The 17579-nt window shown below is 65.7% G+C and carries 15 protein-coding genes; 12 read left to right on the forward strand and 3 right to left on the reverse strand.

The genetic code is table 11. From position 1 onward, the window contains the following. Positions 1-77: 77 nt before the first annotated feature. Genes tssM through CBW66_RS01970 form a run of 3 tightly spaced genes read left to right on the forward strand, consistent with a single transcriptional unit; the run spans position 78 to position 5662 of the window. Positions 78-3890: a type VI secretion system membrane subunit TssM gene (gene tssM / locus CBW66_RS01960; protein ID WP_086136374.1), complete on the forward strand. Its 3813-nt coding sequence runs from the start codon at positions 78-80 to the stop codon at positions 3888-3890. Next, positions 3887-4867, forward strand: a complete 981-nt coding sequence (gene tagF / locus CBW66_RS01965; RefSeq protein WP_086136375.1) for a type VI secretion system-associated protein TagF — start codon at positions 3887-3889, stop codon at positions 4865-4867. Before tssM ends, tagF begins: the two co-directional genes overlap by 4 nt. A 9-nt stretch (positions 4868-4876) precedes the next feature. Continuing rightward, positions 4877-5662, forward strand: coding sequence for an OmpA family protein (locus CBW66_RS01970; protein WP_086136376.1), 786 nt, complete (start codon positions 4877-4879; stop codon positions 5660-5662). 14 nt (positions 5663-5676) lie between these two features. Here CBW66_RS01970 and icmH read toward each other — a convergent pair whose 3' ends face one another. Genes icmH through tssJ form a run of 3 tightly spaced genes read right to left on the reverse strand, consistent with a single transcriptional unit; the run spans position 5677 to position 8463 of the window. Beyond that, positions 5677-6462 carry a type IVB secretion system protein IcmH/DotU gene (gene icmH, locus CBW66_RS01975; RefSeq protein WP_086136377.1) on the reverse strand — a complete coding sequence of 262 codons (786 nt, stop codon included), beginning with the start codon at positions 6460-6462 and terminating at the stop codon, positions 5677-5679. Continuing rightward, positions 6459-7829: a type VI secretion system baseplate subunit TssK gene (tssK, locus tag CBW66_RS01980; protein WP_086136378.1), complete on the reverse strand. Its 1371-nt coding sequence runs from the start codon at positions 7827-7829 to the stop codon at positions 6459-6461. The genes icmH and tssK overlap by 4 nt, the downstream gene beginning before the upstream one ends. Positions 7830-7866: 37 nt before the next feature. Then, a complete protein-coding gene (gene tssJ, locus CBW66_RS01985) occupies positions 7867-8463 on the reverse strand; it encodes a type VI secretion system lipoprotein TssJ (RefSeq protein ID WP_086136379.1) in 597 nt (198 codons plus the stop codon). Positions 8464-8735: 272 nt separating this feature from the next. Here tssJ and CBW66_RS01990 point away from each other — a divergent pair, with 272 nt between their 5' ends. The 9 genes from CBW66_RS01990 to CBW66_RS02030 all read left to right on the forward strand — a co-directional run bounded on the left by CBW66_RS01990 (position 8736) and on the right by CBW66_RS02030 (position 17521). Next, a complete protein-coding gene (locus CBW66_RS01990) occupies positions 8736-9326 on the forward strand; it encodes a tetratricopeptide repeat protein (RefSeq protein WP_086136380.1) in 591 nt (196 codons plus the stop codon). A gap of 37 nt (positions 9327-9363) precedes the next feature. Next, on the forward strand, positions 9364-9873 hold the full coding sequence (gene tssB / locus CBW66_RS01995; protein ID WP_086136381.1) for a type VI secretion system contractile sheath small subunit: 510 nt from the start codon (positions 9364-9366) through the stop codon (positions 9871-9873). A gap of 1 nt (position 9874) precedes the next feature. Next, positions 9875-11365 carry a type VI secretion system contractile sheath large subunit gene (gene tssC, locus CBW66_RS02000; RefSeq protein ID WP_086136382.1) on the forward strand — a complete coding sequence of 497 codons (1491 nt, stop codon included), beginning with the start codon at positions 9875-9877 and terminating at the stop codon, positions 11363-11365. A gap of 31 nt (positions 11366-11396) precedes the next feature. Beyond that, the gene (locus CBW66_RS02005; RefSeq protein WP_034750126.1) at positions 11397-11888 is read left to right on the forward strand and encodes a type VI secretion system tube protein Hcp; all 492 of its coding nucleotides are present in this window, start codon (positions 11397-11399) and stop codon (positions 11886-11888) included. Between the two features lie 65 nt (positions 11889-11953). After that, positions 11954-12430 carry a type VI secretion system baseplate subunit TssE gene (tssE, locus tag CBW66_RS02010; RefSeq protein WP_086136383.1) on the forward strand — a complete coding sequence of 159 codons (477 nt, stop codon included), beginning with the start codon at positions 11954-11956 and terminating at the stop codon, positions 12428-12430. Continuing rightward, positions 12427-15069 carry a type VI secretion system ATPase TssH gene (gene tssH / locus CBW66_RS02015; RefSeq protein WP_086136384.1) on the forward strand — a complete coding sequence of 881 codons (2643 nt, stop codon included), beginning with the start codon at positions 12427-12429 and terminating at the stop codon, positions 15067-15069. Before tssE ends, tssH begins: the two co-directional genes overlap by 4 nt. Positions 15070-15103: 34 nt before the next feature. Beyond that, positions 15104-16141 carry a type VI secretion system protein TssA gene (tssA, locus tag CBW66_RS02020; RefSeq protein WP_086136385.1) on the forward strand — a complete coding sequence of 346 codons (1038 nt, stop codon included), beginning with the start codon at positions 15104-15106 and terminating at the stop codon, positions 16139-16141. Between the two features lie 33 nt (positions 16142-16174). Then, on the forward strand, positions 16175-16987 hold the full coding sequence (locus CBW66_RS02025; RefSeq protein ID WP_086136386.1) for an ABC transporter substrate-binding protein: 813 nt from the start codon (positions 16175-16177) through the stop codon (positions 16985-16987). Positions 16988-17008: 21 nt separating this feature from the next. After that, positions 17009-17521: a lipocalin family protein gene (locus tag CBW66_RS02030; RefSeq protein WP_086136387.1), complete on the forward strand. Its 513-nt coding sequence runs from the start codon at positions 17009-17011 to the stop codon at positions 17519-17521. Positions 17522-17579 lie beyond the last annotated feature (58 nt).

The following is a 17579-nucleotide window of genomic DNA, read 5'->3' on the forward strand; positions in this document are numbered from 1 at the left end:
TGCTGTCAGCATGGGCCGAATCCGCCTCGCTGCGCGGCGGCGTTCCTCCTGTTTTGCGACCTCACCCTGGGCTCATCATGCTGCGACGACTCTGGCATTTCCTCACCGACAGCCGCAATCTGACCATCCTCGGCTTCGTGGCGCTGGCCGTGTCCCTGTACCTGGGCGCCGAGGTGCTGGAAGTGGCGCTGATCTGGGCGCTGGCCTTGTTGCTGCTGGCTTTTGTCACGTGGCTGGGCCTGTGGCTGTGGCGCCGGCGCCGCGCGCGGCGCAATGCGCAGGCGCTGGGCCAGGCCATCCTCAACGAGGCCGAGATCGCCGCCGCGCAGGCGGCCTCATCCTCGACGGCCAGCAACACCCAGCAGGGCGAACTCGATGCCGTGCGCACGGGCATGCTGGCCGCCATCGAGACCATCAAGACATCCAAGCTGGGCCTCAAGTCGGGCGCCGCCGCCCTGTACGAATTGCCGTGGTACATGATCATCGGCAATCCGGCCGCCGGAAAGAGCAGCGCCATCCTGCAGTCGGGCCTGCAATTCCCTTTCGCCGACGGCAAGGTCGTGCAAGGCGTGGGCGGCACGCGCAACTGCGACTGGTTTTTTACCACCGACGGCATCGTGCTCGACACGGCGGGGCGCTACTCCGTCGTCGACGAGCACCGGGGCGAGTGGTTCGGCTTTCTCGACCTGCTGAAAAAATACCGGCGCAAGGCGCCCATCAACGGCATCCTCATCGCCGTCAGCATCGCCGAATTGAAGGGCGACCCCGATGTCGGCATGCAACTGGCGCGCAGCCTGCGCAAGCGCGTGCAGGACGTCATCGAGCGCCTGGAAGTGTTCGCGCCCCTGTACATCGTGTTTACCAAGGCGGACCTGATCGCCGGCTTCACGGAGTTTTTCGCGGACGCCGAACGCAGCGAGCGCGAGCGCGTATGGGGCGCCACCATGCCGTATCAGCGCAAGCTGCCCACGGCCGACTTGCTGAGTTTTTTCGACCAGAGTTTCGATGAATTGCACGATGGCTTGACGGAGCTGAGCCTGGCCAACATGGCGCACCGGCAACGCAAGACGATGGCTCCGGGCGTGTTTACGTTTCCGCTGGAATTTGCCGCCATCAAGCCGGCCCTGCGCGCCTTCATCGCCACCCTGTTCGAGGAAAATCCGTTCCAGTTCCAGCCCGTCTTCCGCGGTTTTTACTTTACCAGCGCGCTGCAGGAGGGCGAGCCCGTCAGTGCCTCCTCGCAGCAGGTGGCGCGCCGCTTCGACCTGGCCTTCGCGCCGGCCCCGGCCGCCGTGCCATCGGGCGCGCGCCAGCATGGCTATTTCCTGCTGGAGTTGTTCCGCAAGGTGATTTTTGCTGACAAGCACCTCGTGGCCACCTATGCCAACCGCGCCAGGCTGCGCTTCAAATATGCCGTGTTCTTTGCCGCCACCGTGTCGCTGGGCGCCTGCCTGGGCGGCTGGAGCTGGTCCTACCTGGGCAACCGGCAACTGGTGGCCAACGTCGAGGCCGATCTGAACAAAGTGGTGAAGCTGCAGGAGAAGCGTCTGGACTTGCAGTCGCGCCTGGAAGCGCTCGAAATATTACAGGACCGCATCGAGCAGCTGGAAGCGTACCGGGAGCAAAGGCCGTGGTCCTTGCGCCTGGGCCTGTATCAGGGCGACTTACTTGAGCGCAAGCTGCGCGAGGAATATTTTGCCGGCGCGCGCCAGGTCATGCTCGCCCCCGTGGCGGGCGCGCTGGAAGCCTTGCTGTTCGAGATGAACGCCAGCGCCGACCAGCTGCAGCCCACGGCGCGCACGCCGCAGACGCCAGCCGCCGCGTCGCCTACGGCAGCGCCGCGCAGCGTGCAGTACCAGGCGGCCAGCGCGACGAATGTGGAAGACGCCTACAACGCGCTGAAAACCTATCTGATGCTGGCCGACAAGACGCATGCGGAAAGCAGCCATCTGAACGACCAGATGACGCGTTTCTGGCGCGGCTGGCTGGAGGGCAACCGGGGCGCCATGCCGCGCGAGCAGATGATACGCAGCGCCGAACGGCTGCTGACGTTTTACCTGGCGCAGATCGGCGACCCGTCCTGGCCGCGCATCGAGCAGAAGCTGGCGCTGGTCGACCAGGCGCGCGACAACCTGCGCCGCGTGGTGCGCGGCATGCCGGCGCGCGAGCGCGTGTATGCCGACATCAAGGCGCGCGCCTCGACGCGTTTTCCCGGCATGACGGTGGCGCGCATCGTCGGCGAACAGGATCAGGCCCTGCTGGCGGGCAGCTATGCCGTCTCCGGCGCCTTTACGCGCCAGGCCTGGGATAAGTTCGTCGAGGGCGCGTTTCGCGACGCCGCCAACCGCGAACTGCAAAGCGCCGACTGGGTGCTGAAAAGCGCCTCCACCGACGACCTGACCCTGGAAGGCAGTCCGGAGCAGATCGAGAAAAACCTCGTGGCCATGTACAAGGCCGACTATGCGCGCGAATGGCAAAAATTCGTGCAGGGCGTGGCCGTCGCCGACCTGAAGGGTTTTGACGGCGCCGTGCAGGCGATGAACCGCCTGGGTGACCCGCAGTCGTCGCCGATCGCCAGACTGCTGACGACGATCTACGAGGAAACCTCGTGGGACAACCCGGCGCTGCAAAATGCTCAATTGCGCAAGGCCGAGCGGGGCATCGTCGCCTGGTTCAAGGAAACCGTGCTGCGCCGCGCGCCGTCGCAGCTGACGGGCAGTCCGGGCCTCAATGCGCAGCTCGATCCGGCGCGCCTGGATAAACCCATGGGCCCCGTGGGACGCGAATTTGCCGGCGTGGGCAAGCTGGTGGCGGCCAGGGATAACAATGCCTCGCTGATGCGCGCCTACCTGGAAGCGCTGTCGAAACTGCGCAGCCGTTTGAATTTGCTGAAGAACCAGGGCGACGCGGGGCCGGGCGCGCGCCAGTTCATGCAGCAGACGCTGGAGGGCAGCGGCTCCGAGCTGGCCGACGCCCTGAAACTGGTCGACGAGCAGCTGCTCACGGGGATGAGCGACGCGCAAAAGCAGGCGATACGCCCCATCCTCGTGCGTCCGCTGATGCAGACCTTTGCCGTCATCGTCGCGCCGGCCGAACTCGATATCAACAAGACCTGGGTGGCGCAGGTGTATGAGCCGTTCCAGAAATCGCTGGCCAACAAATATCCGTTTGCGCCCACGGCGCGCATCGAGGCGAGCAACCTGGAGATCGGCCAGTTCTTCGGCCCGGAAGGCCTGGTGGCGAAATTCGTCACGACCTCCATGGGCCCCCTGGTGGTGCGGCGCGGCGACGTGCTGGCGCCGCGCACCTGGGCCGACATGGGCATCAGCCTGTCGCCGCAGGTGGTGGCGCGCTTTCCCGGCTGGATCGCGCCGCTGGGCGCGGGCGGCGTGGCAGCCACTTCGACGGCGGCGCAAACCGTCTTCCAGATCCAGCCGTCGCCCGCACCGGGCACGCTGGAATACACGGTGGAGATCGATGGCCAGCAGCTGCGCTACCGCAACACGCCGGCGCAGTGGACGAACATGGTGCATCCCGGTCCGCAGGGCGCGGCGGGCATGCAAGGGGCGCGCATCACGGCCGTCACCTTCGACGGGCGCACGGTGGAATTGTTCAACGAGCCGGGACAGTTCGGCCTGAAGCGCATGATCGATGCGGCGGCCAAGAAGCGCAAGGATGGCGGCGTGTTCGAACTGCGCTGGGCGCGCGGCGAGGTGGCCGTGGCGGTCGACCTGAAAATCACCAGCAGCGCGGAAACGACGGCGACGGGGGCGGGCGGAACTGCGGCGCTGCAGGAGCAGGGCTTTCGCGGCATGCAGCTGCCCGAGACCATCGTGGGTGCTCCGGCGCCCGTGCCGGTCATCGCCGCGGCAGCGGGAGTGTCGCCATGATGCGCGCGCAGCAGCAGGTGCGCCTCGGCTACTTCGGCAAGATCCCCGCGCGCGGCGATTTCATCAAGGCTTGCGACAATCACGCGCTGGTGCAGCTGCTCGACGACTGGCTGGCGCAGGTCATGACAGCCCTGACGGTGGAACCGCGCTGGAAGCTCAATTACGACGCCTTGCCGCCGCTGCGCTTCGCCTTCGTCGGCACGCGCAGCCGGCGCGCCATCGCCGGGCGCCTCGAAGCGAGCAACGACCAGTCGCTGCGGCGCTTTCCCTTCATGGCCATGGGCGCGCTGGAAATCGACGACGCCGAAGCCTTTGTCGGCTGCAGCCCGCTGGCGCTGGCGCCCCTGTGGCAGCGCGTGGAGCAGCTGTCGCAGGGCATCGTGAGCAGCCCGGAGCCGGGTCCGGCCTTGCTGGCGCTGGCCGGCAACGTGGTGGAAATCGAACCGGCCGCACCGTGCCACACGGCGCGGCTGGCCGCCTTTTTGCAGGCGCAGACCGTGCATGGCCTGCAAGCGATGCTCGCTTCGCCCGCGTTCCCCGTGACGGTGCGCGAATTGCTGCTGGGCCTGGGCCTGCTGCTGCGGCCGGTGCGCCGGAGCGGCTTGCCGCGCCTGGAAAAAAGCCTGGTCCTGCCGTTGCCGCAGGACGCGCAGTTGCGCGAACTGGTGGCCAGCTTCTGGCTGCAACTGATCGCGCCTTTCCTGCGCCAGGCCGATTTCGAACTGGCGCTGTTCTTTTCCCACCTCGACGAGGCGCCCGTGCTGGTGATCGGTTTTTGCGGCGCCGACCCGCATGGCTTGCGCGCGCTGATCGATCCGCAGGCCGGCAGCGAACGGCTGATCGTGTTCGACCAGCTCGACTGGGTCGAGGAGCAGCTGGGACGCGATGCGGCGCTGCGCCGGTTTTCCGCCTGTCTGCAGCAGGAGCAGCTGTCGCTGCGCTCGGCCTGCGCCATGTTCACGGATACTTTTGTTTGAGGGATTGCGATGAAACCAACCGTTATCTTCCTGCTGCTTGCCGCCGCCGTTCCCTGCATCGCCCAGGCGCAGGCGCAAGTGCCGCAGACGCCGATGCCGGGGCAGATCCTCGTCACGGGCACCCTGGCCGACGAGGCGGGCAAGGCGGCCGTGCTGGCTCGCCTGCGCGAACTGTATGGCGCCGAGCGCGTGGTCGACCAGATCGCCATCGGCAATGTGGCCGTGCCGGCCAACTGGAACGGCTACGTGCAAAAGCTGATTGCGCCGAACCTGAAGCTCATTTCACGGGGGCAGATCAGCATAGCCGGCAACAACGTCAGCGTGCGCGGCGAAGTGGCGAACGAGGCGCAGCGCCAGCAGATCGCCAGCGACATCGCCACCAGCCTCAATCCCACCTACATCGTCAACAATGGCTTGCGGGTCAAGGCGCCCGAGGCCGAGCAGGGCTTGCTCGATGCGGCGCTCGATAAACGCATCATCGAATTCGACAGCGGCAAGGCGTCCATCACGCCGGCCGGCCTGGCCATCCTCGACGAGATGGCGGCCGCCATGCTCAAGCTGCGGGGCCGCAAGGTGGAGGTGATCGGCCACACGGACGACACGGGCCTGCGCGCCAGCAACGTGGCCCTGAGCCAGGCGCGCGCCGAAGCCGTGCGCGCCTATCTGTCCGGCAAGGGCATCGCGGCCGATACCGTGCTGGTGTCGGGCCAGGGGCCGGACCGCCCCGTGGCCAGCAACGCCACGGCCGATGGCCGGGCGAGAAACCGGCGCATCGAGTTCCGCATTGCTCAATGATTCGCGCGCAATGATCAGGGGAGTGTGATCGTCAGGTGCGCCGGCCGTGGCGCCAGCTTGACCAGGTCCGCATACGCGGCCAGGGTCGTTTGCGTGCCGCGCGTCAGATGCGTTTTCAGACCGAGGTAGGCGCAGATGGCCAGCAGGGCGAAAAAGCTCGACAGCGCCCACAGCGGCACGTCGCTGCCGCGTTTGTTGACCACCTGATCGGGGCGCTCCGCGCGCGGCGCGAAGCCGCGGCTCTTGCCCTTGATGTGGGCGATCTCGTCGCCCAGGCGCGCCGTCAGGTAGCTGAGTTTTTCGCCGCCGTCGATCGCATACTTGCCCTGGAATCCCAGCAATAAACACATGTGGAAGACCTGCAGCGCCTGCACGCGCATGGCGCCCTTGCCGCGCAAGGCGTCGAGGCGGTCGAAGAAATGTTCGCCGGCCAGCTGGTCGCCGAAGATCAGCAGCTGCAGCGGGCGCCGCTCCCACTGCTTGCGCAGGGTAAAAGGCGAGGCGAGGATGATTTCATCGACGGCCGCGCAGAACGCATACTTGGCCGCCTCGATATCGTCGCCATCGGCGCGGATCTTTTTCGCTTCGCGTTCGAAGTCGCCGAGGAAGGCCGTGATGCGGTCCATGAAGCTTTGCTCGTCGCCGGGCGCCGAACCGTGCTTCAGCATGAACAGCATGTAAAAGCCTTCGTGCATCAGGTCCAGCAGGGCGCTGCCCGCATGCCGGCTGCTGTCTGCCGGGGCGGCACCGCGTGGTCCCAGCAGGGAGGGCGCCGCGCGCCGTTCGATGAGCTGGCTCATGCCGTCACCGCGATCAGTTCCAGCTGCAGGTCGCGTATGCCGGCCGGCACGTAGACGGAAATCGACTGTGCCTTGAGCATCTGCTCGTACAGCGCGCCGCGGTTTTCGATCGCAAAATAATAGGTGTCGGGCCGCACGGGAATGGCCGCCGGCACTTGCGGCGCATGCGACAGCTTCAGGCCTGGCATGGCCGTGAGCACGCATTTTTCCACGTCGTCGGGCGCGCCCACTTTCACCCGCACGGGCACCACCTCCACCAGCTCGATGGCGGGCATGGCGGCGCGTATCGCCAGGTACAAGGTGGTGTGCTGGTCGATCTTGCCCGAATCGAGCTTGCCCAGGTAGTACGATGGCTGGTCTTCCAGCAGGGCGATGGAAAAATACTTCGACGAGATGACGGTATCGAGCAGTTCGCGGATGATGGCGTCGATGGCATCGAAGCAGGCGCCCGGCTGCGCGTGGTCGTAGGCGGGCAGGCTGGCCAGGGTGTAGTGCCTGGAGTAGCTGAGCAAGCCGCCCGCCAGGCCCAGCAGCGCCTCGTACAGGCGCTCCGGATGCAGGGCCGGGTGGCGCACATAGTGCATCAGCGCGGCGGCGGCCGTGCTGACCGTGTGCAGCAGCCAGAACGAGGACACGTCGCCCGAGCGGAACTCGATCACGTTGCGGCTCGGTTCGCGGTGGTGGCCGTGCAGCGCGCTCACCTTCGCCTGCAAGGCGTCGAGCAGGTGTTCCAGCACGCCCTGCAGGCGCGGCGCGCCGGCGATCGCCAGGCTGGGCGCCATGAACGAGGGCACGGGCTCGAAGCCGCCCGATACCGTGCGCCGCAGGGCGATCAGCGGCAGGCAGTCGTAGGAGCCGCGCGCTTCGCTGTCGGGAATCAGGCGCACGGTTTTCTTCAGATACGCCACGTCGGCCACGGCGGACTCCGTAAACAGGTCGGGCGTGGCGCGCATGGCGTGCGCGAAGCGCGTGGCCGCCGGCGTGCCCGCATTTGGCGCCTGCGCCGTGTAATTCATGCCTTCGCGGTTGAGGATGGGCAGGGCCGCGTAATACGTCACTTCCTGCACCGCCGGCGGCAGCGCTTCCAGGTCCACCGGCGGGGGCAGGATATCGCTGCCGGGCGCGCCGTCGCCCAGCGCCTCGAACACTTCACCGTCGCGGAAGATGGCCGACAGGGCCTGCAGGCGCAGGGTGCCCGTCTTCAGCGCCGCCAGGTCCCACTCCATGTGCGCCACGCCCCACAGGTAGGGATGCAGCGCGCTGGCCGTGTGATGCAGGCGCGCTTCGTGATACTGATCCTGGCGCTGGAAATGCTGCGGCCGCAGGAACAGGCCCTCTCCCCACAAGACTTTCGCTGCCATGCCCATCTCGATTCTCCTTGAATGTGTGGCGTGTCTGCTGGTGCTACTGGCAGCGCGGGGCCGACAGCGTGGACGTGCCGCTGATGCTGAGCGCGCACGCATGCAGGCCGACGGTGATGCCGCCGCGTTCCGCGTCGGCGGCGGCAAAGGTGGCGCGCCAGCGCTGTGCCGCAGGCGCGCGGAACAGGGCCACGACGCCGATGAAATACGCTTCCTTGCTGACTTTTTCCTGCACCTCGTAGCGCTGGCCCGGTACCAGCAGCACTTCTTTGACTTCCATCAGGTCGGCGCCCAGCGCCGCTTTTTCGCGCTGGGCGTCGAGGAAGCTGTCGTAAGGCGCCTGCTCGAAGGCGGCGCTCTGGCGCAGCTTGTAGATGCGCGCCACCAACGCCAGCGGCCGGCCGTCGGCATCGGTGTTCAGGCGCTGCGCCGCGTGCAGCCGGATGCTGACATTGCGCGGCGGCTGCTGCGCGTCGGGCAGTTCCGGCGGCGGCTTGGCCACGCCGGCCATTTGCAGCGCCGCGTTGGCCAGGGTGCCGATGGCGCCGCCCGCACAGCCGGTCAGCAGCAACGCTTGCAGCAACACCAGCAGCAGTAGCGCGGTGGCTCGTGCCGGGTGAACCAGGGCGTCAGGTGGCATGGGCGACCTTTGCAAGATGAAGTGTGGAAACAAAAGTGTTGCAGTCATTTAAACGCATGCACGGGCGACCTGCTTGCGTTGGCGCAAGATCAGTCTGCGATCAAGACAATTACTGCGCCAGATCAGGATTCATGTCGTCTTACGCGGCTGTAGCGTGGAACTTCTTCTTTGCTGATTAATCTCAATTTGGTAAAAAATTGCCGATCAATAATAGTCTTCACGCCGCCCATCTTTCCCAGTGGTAGCGTCCTCCACGTGAAGGAGTACCCCCGATGAAGCCAGCCACGATATCGCTCCGTATTGTCTGCCTTGCCAGCGCCTTGCTGCTGGCCGCCTGCGCCACGCCGGACCAGTCGGCGTCCCCCAAACCTGCCGCACCGACCCTGGCGCAAGTGATGAGCGACGCCGATGCGGCGGCGCGCGCGGGCCAGTACGAGCGTGCCATGACCCTGCTTCAGCGCGGCGGCGCGAGCTACCCGGCCGACAAGGCGCCGTGGCTGCAAATGGCGCAAATGAAGTTCGACCGCGGCCAGTACGGCGATGCCATCGGCCATGCGCTTGAAGCGCTGGAGCGCGACCCGGACGACAAGGTGGCCAACAGCATCGTCGCCGTCAGCGGCTTGCGCCTGTCCGGCAAGGCGCTGGCCGATCTGTCGCGGCAAAATAATCTGAATGGTTCGTTGCGCTCGGAAGCGCAGGACCTGGCCAAGCTGCTGCGCGCGAGCATAGGCGAAGACGTACTGGTGCCGCCGGCCAGGCGCCCGCCGGCGGCCGGCAAGCGCGCGGCCGGTTCGAGTACGCCGGCGGCGAAGGGCGCGGCGCAGCAAGGCAGCGCGGCCGACCCGTTCAGCGGCCTGAAATAAACGAGCATCCCCACCATCTCCTTGCAAAGGAAGCGACATGTCCAAGTCCGACAGCGTGCAGAAACGCCTGAAGCAGGTACGCGCGCCGCGCGTGCAAATGACCTATGACGTCGAGATCGGCGACGCGATTGAAAACAAGGAGCTGCCCTTCGTGGTCGGCGTGCTGGGCGACTTTGGCGGCAACCCTGACAGCGAGAAAAAGCGCCTGAAGGACCGCAAGTTCGTTTCCATCGACAGCGCCAATTTCGACGAAGTGCTGTGCGGCGTGGAACCGGTGGCCCGTTTCGCCGTGCCGAACCGTCTCAGCGAGGCGGGCGGCACCTTCGCCGTCGATCTGCACTTCCGCTCGATGGACGACTTCCGCCCGGAATCGGTGGTGCGCCAGGTCGACCCTTTGCGCAAGCTGCTCGAGGCGCGCACCAAGCTGGCCGACCTGCGCAACAAGCTGGCCGGCAACGACAAGCTGGAAGACTTGCTGACGGAAGTGCTGAACAACACGGACAGCCTGGCTACCCTGAAACCGCAGTTCCCAGCGCAGGAGAATTGAGATGAGTACCCAGGCAGAGGCCCTAGCAGTATCCACCGCCGATGCGCCGGCCGCGACCGATTTGCTGGACCAGATCGTCGAGCAAAGCCGCGTCGCCAAGTCCGGCGCTGAACATGCGCGCGCGCGTGACCTGATCTCGGAACTGGTGGCCCAGGTGCTCGACGGCACGGTGCTGATGTCCAGCAGCCTGTCGGCCACCTTGGACGCGCGCGTGGCGGAGATCGACCGCCTGATTTCGGCCCAGCTTAGCGAAATCATGCACGCGGCGCCGTTCCAGCAGCTCGAACAAAGCTGGACGGGGCTGCGCTACCTGGTCGGCAATTCCGACACGGGCACGCGCCTGCAGATCCGCATGTTCAACGCCACCAAGCGCGAACTGGTGAAGGATTTCCAGGCCGCGCTGGAGTTCGACCAGAGCAGCATGTTCAAGAAGGTGTATGAAGAGGAATTCGGCACCTTTGGCGGTGCGCCATTTGCCGCGTTGCTGGGCGACTTCGCCATCTCGCGCCAGCCGGAAGACATGTATTTCGTCGAGCAGATGTCGCACGTCGCCGCCGCCGCGCACGCGCCGTTCATCGCCTCGGCTGCGCCGGAACTGTTTGGCCTGGAAAGTTACGGCGACCTGGGCAAGCCGCGCGATCTGGCCAAGGTGTTCGACACCGTCGAGTACGCGAAATGGAAAGCCTTCCGTGAATCCGAGGATGCGCGCTATGTCGGCCTGACCTTGCCCCGCTTCCTGGGCCGGCTGCCGTTCAATCCCGTCGACGGCACCACGGTCGACGGTTTTAACTTTGTCGAGGAAGTCGATGGCAGCGACCATCACAAATACCTGTGGTGTAACGCCGCGTATGCGTTTGGCAGCAAGCTGACGCGCGCCTTTGCCGATTACGGCTGGTGCGCCGCCATCCGCGGCGTGGAGGGCGGCGGCCTGGTGGACGACCTGCCGACCCACACCTTCAAGACGGACGAGGGAGACGTGGCCCTGAAATGCCCGGCCGAAGTGGCGATCACCGACCGGCGCGAAAAGGAGTTGTCGGACCTGGGCTTCATCTCGCTGGTGCATTGCAAGAACACGGCGTATGCGGCGTTTTTCGGCGCGCAGTCGGCGCAGAAAAGCCGCAAGTACAACAGCGACGCGGCCAATGCGAACGCGGTGCTGTCGTCGCAGCTGCAGTACATCTTCGCCGTCTCGCGCATCGCGCACTACATGAAGGCCATGATGCGCGACAAGATCGGCAGCTTTGCCGCCGCCTCCAGCGTGGAAGACTTTCTGAACCGCTGGCTGATGCAGTACGTGCTGCTCGACGATAACGCCAGCCAGGAACAGAAGGCGCAGTTCCCGCTGCGCGAAGCGTCCGTGCAGGTGCATGAAGTGCCGGGGCGGCCCGGCGTGTACCGCGCCGTGTCGTTCCTGCGGCCGCACTTCCAGCTCGATGAATTATCCGTTTCGCTCCGACTGGTCGCGGAGTTGCCGAAGTCGACCAATTCCTGAGTCACCCATCTTTCAACCAGAGGAGCACACCATGGCAATCGATGTATATCTGCAGATAGACGGCATCAAGGGCGAGTCCACCGATGACAAGCACAAGGACTGGATCGAATGCAAATCGGTCAGCTGGAGCGTCGAGCAGCCGAAGTCCGCCACCGCCTCGACGGGCGGCGGCCACACGGCCGAACGCTGCGAACACAAGGACATCGTCATCTCCAAGCTGGCCGATCTGGCCTCGCCGGTGCTGTTGCAGACCTGCTCGGCCGGCAAGACTATCCCCAAGGCGCGCTTCGAATTCATGCGTGCCGATGGCCAAGGGGAGCGCGTCAAGTACTTTGAGATCGAAATCGAGAACGTATTGATCGGCGCCGTGACGCCGAACGTGGAAGAAGGCGACATCCTCGGTGAACACGTCGGCTTCAAATTCTCGAAAGTGAAGTGGAAATACACGCAGCAAAAAGTGACGGGCGGCGCCGGCGGCAATACCTCGGGCGGCTGGGATCTGGCCGCGAACCGCGTGGCTTGATCATGGTGCGCGGCGCGCGGCGGCCACCTTCGCCCGCGCGCCGCGCCGATTTTTCAGGAGAGCGCATGGACAGTTATGTACCTGGCTTGTTCGACCGCCTGATGGGTGACGGCGGCGGTGCAGCGGGCGGCGTGGCGGTGCGCCTGTCGCTCGAACAATTGAAGGATGCGGTGGCGCGCGACCTCGAAGATCTGCTCAACACGCGTGTGGCTCTGCCGCCCGGCGCGCTCGACGCCTATCCGGAATGCGCGGCCTCCATCGTCAACTATGGCCTCATCGATTTTGCCGGCATGTGCCTGTCCAGCAGCGATGACCGCGCCCGCATCTGCGCCGCGCTGAAGGCGGCCATCGAACGCCATGAACCGCGCCTGCGCAATGTGCGCGCCCGCCTCGAGCGCGAAGCGGGCAGCATCAACCGCGTCGGCTTCGTCATCAGCGGCACCCTGGCCGTGATGGCCGGCGGCGAGGCGGTCAATTTCGACGCCGTGCTGCAGCCGTCGTCGCTGCGCTATTCGATCAACCGCAAGGGAGCCGCCGCATGAGCAATCATTTGAAAACCCTGATCGCCAAACTCAATGACACGGCGCGCACGGCCGCCACCCGCGCCGCCGCCATCTGCGTGGGACTGGGTCAGTACGAAGTCGATGTCGAGCACCTGTTCCTGGCGCTGCTGGAGCAGGAGCGCAGCGATTTCGTCACCATCGCGCGGCGCAGCGAAATCAGCCTGACGGCGCTGGAGGCGGATTTGCGCCGCGAGATCGGCGGCTTCCGCACGGGCAGCGCGCGCACGCCCGTGTTTTCGCGGCACTTGCCGCTGCTGTTCGAACACGCCTGGCTGATCGCTTCGCTGGACACGACGCGGCCAGGGCCCATCCGCAGCCGCCATCTGTTGCTGGCGCTGCTGACGGAGCCGGAACTTTCGCAGCTCGCGTACCGCGGCTCGAAGCTGTTCGCCCGCTTCAGCGTCGAGCAATTGAAGCATCATCCGGACAAGCTGACGGAAGGTTCTGATGAAGAGGAAAACGCGGCAGTGCCGCAGCTTGCCGACCTGTCCGAAGATCCTGCTGCCGCCCTGGCCAGCAAAACCCCGGCGCTGGACCAGTTCACCACCGACCTGACGCAGCTGGCGCGCGACGGCAAGCTCGATCCCGTGATCGGCCGCGAGGCCGAGATACGCCAGGCCGTCGACATCCTGCTGCGCCGGCGGCAGAACAATCCGATACTCACGGGCGAGGCGGGCGTGGGCAAGACGGCCGTGGTGGAAGGCCTGGCCCTGCGCATGGCCGCGGGCGACGTGCCCGAGGTGCTGCAGGGCGCGCACATCCACGCGCTCGACATGGGCTTGCTGCAGGCGGGGGCCAGCGTGAAGGGCGAGTTCGAAAGCCGCCTGAAAAATGTCATCGACGAGGTGGCGAAAAGCCCGCACCCCGTCATTCTCTTCATCGACGAGGCGCACACGATGATCGGCGCCGGCGGCCAGGCGGGGCAGAACGACGCGGCCAATCTGTTGAAACCGGCGCTGGCGCGCGGCGCCCTGCGCACCATCGCCGCCACCACCTGGAGCGAGTACAAAAAGTACTTTGAAAAGGATGCGGCGCTGGCGCGGCGCTTCCAGGTGGTGAAGGTGGAAGAGCCGGGCGAAGACATCGCTTGCGCCATGCTGCGCGCCATGGCGCCGTTGATGGAGCGCCACTTCGGCATCCGCGTGCGCGACGCCGCCATCGTCGAGGCGGTGCGCCTGTCGCACCGCTACATCAGCGGGCGCCAGCTGCCCGACAAGGCCATCAGCGTGCTCGATACGGCGTGCGCCAAGGTGGCGTTGGGCCAGCGCGCCACGCCGGCGCAGCTGGAAAACGCGAACCGGCGGCAGGAACGCATCGGCGCGGAAATCGCCGCCCTGAGCCGCGAGGCGGCCGATGGCGAAGCACCCGACAAGGCGGGCGCCGCACGCCTGGCGCAGCTGCGGCGCGAGCATGACGCAGGACAGGCGCAGATCACGGCGTTGGCGCAGCGCTGGGAGCGCGAAAAAACGCTGGTGGCGCAGATCGGTGACTTGCGCGCGCAGTTGCGCGGCGAGCGGCCGGGCGAGATCGGCGCTGCGCGCCTGCTGGCGCTGAAGGAAGAGCTGGCGGCCCTGCAGGGAGAAGCGCCGCTGTCGCCGCTGGAAGTCGATGCGCAGGTGGTGGCCGGCATCGTCGCCGGCTGGACCGGCATCCCGCTGGGAAAAATGCTCAAGGACGAGATCCGCACGGTGCTGACTCTGGAGGGCGCGCTGCGCGAACGGGTGCTGGGACAGGACCACGTCATCGACGCGGTGGCGCAGCGCGTGCGCACGGCGCGCGCCAGCCTGGACGACCCGAACAAGCCGCAAGCCGTGTTCCTGTTCACGGGGCCGTCCGGCACGGGCAAGACGGAAACGGCGCTGGCGCTGGCCGATCTGCTGTATGGCGGCGAGCGCAAGCTCATTACCATCAACATGAGCGAGTACCAGGAAGCACACAGCGTGGCCGGCCTGAAAGGCTCTCCGCCCGGCTATGTCGGCTATGGCGAAGGCGGTGTGCTGACGGAAGCCGTGCGGCGCCAGCCCTACAGCGTGGTGCTGCTCGATGAGGCGGAAAAGGCCCACCCCGACGTGCTCGAATTGTTCTTCCAGGTGTTCGACAAGGGCGTGCTCGATGACGCGGAAGGACGCGAAGTCGATTTTCGCAACACCATCGTCATCGCCACGTCGAACCTGGGTTCCGGCGCCATGATGGCCGCCTGCATAAACCGGGTTGCGCAAGACTTGCCCACGCCGGCCGCGCTGGAAGAGCTGGTGCGCCCGCAACTGGTGGCGCACTTCAAGCCGGCCCTGCTGGGACGCCTGAAAGTGCTGCCGTTTTATCCCCTGAACGACGCGGTGCTGGCCGAAATCATCGCCCTGAAGCTGGCGAGGATAGGCGCACGCATCGCGCGCAACCACCAGGCGCAGTTCAGTCACGATGCTGGCCTGGTCGACGCCGTGCTGGCGCGCTGCACCGAGGTCGATTCTGGCGCGCGCAATGTCGATCAAATTCTCAACGGCAGCCTGCTGCCGGCGATCGCCGAAGCGGTGCTGGCGCGCATGGCCGCAGGCGAGCCGGTCGCATCGATACGCGTCACTGCAAATAAGCAGGGGCAGTTCAAATACACCATCAAATAACGTCAGCAAGTAACGTCACCCCGCGGAGGGCACCATGTTCAATCTGGAGCAGTTGCTGCACCCCGTCAGCGCCGTCAGTCCCTGCGGCGAAGACATCACCTTCAGCCAGGAGCTCGACGCCATCGCGCGCGCGCGCCAGCACGACGACCCGAGCCTGGACCAGGGCGAGTGGGTGACGGCGCTGAAGGAAGCCGACTGGCCTTTCGTGGCGACGCGCTGCGAACAGTTGATCGCCACGCACAGCAAGGATTTGCGCGTGGCCGTCTGGCTGGCCGAGGCGCACGCGAAAACGCGCCACTTTCGCGGCCTGGGCGACGGCTACGCGCTGCTGGCCGGCCTGTGCGAGCGTTACTGGGATAGCCTGTATCCGCCGGCGGAAGAGGGCGACCAGGAACAGCGCATCGGCAATGTCTTCTGGCTTCTCTCGCGCACGCCGCAGCTGCTGCGCGAGATTCCGCTGACCGAAGGCGCCGACGGCCTGTTTTCGCTGCAAGATTTCGATGCGGCGCGTCAGCGTGCGGCCGCCAGCCTGGCGCCTGGCGCAGCGGAGCAGGGCTGGGGCGATGCGCGCCACGACGAAGGGGTGACCCTGGCGCAGATGGAGGCGGTGCGGCAAAGGAACTCGCGCGCCTTTTCCGACGGCTTGCTGGCCGATGCCCAATACTGCATGCAGTCGCTGCTGGCCTTCGAGCGCAGCGTCGACGCGCGTTTCGGCGTCGATGGCCCGAGTTTTCGCGCCGCGCGCGAAGCGCTGGAAAACGCCATTCATTTTATCGCGCCGCTTTCGCCCGGCGCGGACTTTGCCGATGCGCCGCCGGCCGCTGGCCGGGGCGTCGAGGCGGGAGGAGGCGGGGGCGCCATCGTGCAGCGCCAGCAGGCGCTGGCCCAGCTGCGCCAGGTGGCCGATTTCTTCCGCCGCACGGAACCGCACAGCCCCGTCGCCTACCTGGCCGACAAGGCCGCCAGTTGGGGCGAGCTGCCGCTGCACCTGTGGCTGCGCGCCGTCGTGAAGGACTCAGGCACTCTGGCGCAACTCGACGACATGCTGGGCACGAACAGCGCGAACGGATGATTGGTTTTCGCGCTTCCATGCTACTCTTCCGGCATGTCCAGAATGTTCATCCTGCCTGCCGCGCTATGCCTATTCGTCGCCGCCGGCGCGCGGGCCGAGGGTGCGACGCCGCTGGTGATCTATGGCGACGACGATTATCCGCCGTACTCCTACGTCGAGAACGGCCAGCTGAAAGGCATCTATACGGAGATCGTGCGCGAAGCCGTGCAATCGATGCCGCAGTATGCGGTGCAACTGCGTCCCGTGCCCTGGAAACGGGGCGTGCTGATGTTGCAGACGGGCGAGGCGTTTGCCCTGTATCCGCCGTATTCGTGGCGCAGCGAGCGGCCGTACGTGCGCTATTCCGTGCCGCTGCTGATGGAGCAGTTGGTGGTGCTGTGCAACCAGGAGGTGCTGGCGAAACGCACGCTGCGGCAGTGGCCCGCCGATTACGGCGGCCTGCACATCGGCGTGAACGCTGGTTTTCTGCTGGGCGATGCGAAGCAGACTGCAGCCCTGAAAGCGGCCAATGTCGTGTTCGATACGGCCAAGGGCACGCGCACGAATCTGCTCAAGCTGATACGCGGGCGTATCGATTGCTATGTCAGCGACCGTCTGTCGGCACAGTGGGAATTGCAGCGCATCCGGCGCGAGGGTGCGCCGGGGACGCCGGCGCTGGCGATCCAGGCGATACAGGAAACCGCGCAGCTGGCCAGCCAGCAGGGCCACCTGGGTGTGACGGAGCGCCGGCCCGCCGCCTACCCGTACCGCGATGATTTTATCGAACAATTCAATGCCGCCATCGTGCGCATGCAAACCAGCGGCGCGATCCGCCGCATCGTCGACCACGCGCTGCTACCTGACTGATTCAACCCGATGGAGAAAAACATGAAAAGAATATTATTGCTATGTGTGCTCGTGCTGGCCGGTTGTGTAGGCCGGCCCGAGAATATTGTACCTGTCAGCAATTTCGACACGAAACGCTACCTGGGGAAGTGGTATGAGATTGCGCGCCTCGACCATTCGTTCGAACGGGGCCTGAGCCATGTGACGGCCGATTACAGCCTGCGCCAGGATGGCGGCCTGAAAGTGCTGAACCGCGGCTACAAGGATGCGGACGCGAAGTGGAAGGACGCGGAAGGCAAGGCGTATTTCGTCGATAAGAAAGACGTGGGCTACCTGAAAGTGTCGTTTTTCGGCCCCTTCTATGGTTCCTACATCGTGTTTGATTTGGACCAGCATGATTACAGCTATTCCATGATTAGCGGCCCCGACAAATCCTATTTCTGGTTGCTGTCGCGCACGCCCAGCATGGCCCCCGCCTTGCAGCAGCGCCTGATCGAGAAAGCCCGCAGCCTGGGTTTCGATACATCAAAATTGATCTATGTGAAGCAAAACTGACCTTGCTTGCCTGCCGCCCGTTCGTGGCGGCATAGCCCCTTCTGGCTGTTGCTTTTCT

Source organism: Janthinobacterium sp. GW456P (genome assembly GCF_002127655.1).
GTDB lineage: Bacteria > Pseudomonadota > Gammaproteobacteria > Burkholderiales > Burkholderiaceae_D > Janthinobacterium.

Bases quoted from the DNA above. Each gene is read 5' to 3' on its own strand.
- tssM (WP_086136374.1), top strand. From the start codon at position 78: ATGCTGCGACGACTCTGGCATTTCCTCACCGACAGCCGCAATCTGACC.
- tagF (WP_086136375.1), top strand. From the start codon at position 3,887: ATGATGCGCGCGCAGCAGCAGGTGCGCCTCGGCTACTTCGGCAAGATC.
- CBW66_RS01970 (WP_086136376.1), top strand. From the start codon at position 4,877: ATGAAACCAACCGTTATCTTCCTGCTGCTTGCCGCCGCCGTTCCCTGC.
- icmH (WP_086136377.1), bottom strand. From the start codon at position 6,462: ATGAGCCAGCTCATCGAACGGCGCGCGGCGCCCTCCCTGCTGGGACCA.
- tssK (WP_086136378.1), bottom strand. From the start codon at position 7,829: ATGGGCATGGCAGCGAAAGTCTTGTGGGGAGAGGGCCTGTTCCTGCGG.
- tssJ (WP_086136379.1), bottom strand. From the start codon at position 8,463: ATGCCACCTGACGCCCTGGTTCACCCGGCACGAGCCACCGCGCTACTG.
- CBW66_RS01990 (WP_086136380.1), top strand. From the start codon at position 8,736: ATGAAGCCAGCCACGATATCGCTCCGTATTGTCTGCCTTGCCAGCGCC.
- tssB (WP_086136381.1), top strand. From the start codon at position 9,364: ATGTCCAAGTCCGACAGCGTGCAGAAACGCCTGAAGCAGGTACGCGCG.
- tssC (WP_086136382.1), top strand. From the start codon at position 9,875: ATGAGTACCCAGGCAGAGGCCCTAGCAGTATCCACCGCCGATGCGCCG.
- CBW66_RS02005 (WP_034750126.1), top strand. From the start codon at position 11,397: ATGGCAATCGATGTATATCTGCAGATAGACGGCATCAAGGGCGAGTCC.
- tssE (WP_086136383.1), top strand. From the start codon at position 11,954: ATGGACAGTTATGTACCTGGCTTGTTCGACCGCCTGATGGGTGACGGC.
- tssH (WP_086136384.1), top strand. From the start codon at position 12,427: ATGAGCAATCATTTGAAAACCCTGATCGCCAAACTCAATGACACGGCG.
- tssA (WP_086136385.1), top strand. From the start codon at position 15,104: ATGTTCAATCTGGAGCAGTTGCTGCACCCCGTCAGCGCCGTCAGTCCC.
- CBW66_RS02025 (WP_086136386.1), top strand. From the start codon at position 16,175: ATGTCCAGAATGTTCATCCTGCCTGCCGCGCTATGCCTATTCGTCGCC.
- CBW66_RS02030 (WP_086136387.1), top strand. From the start codon at position 17,009: ATGAAAAGAATATTATTGCTATGTGTGCTCGTGCTGGCCGGTTGTGTA.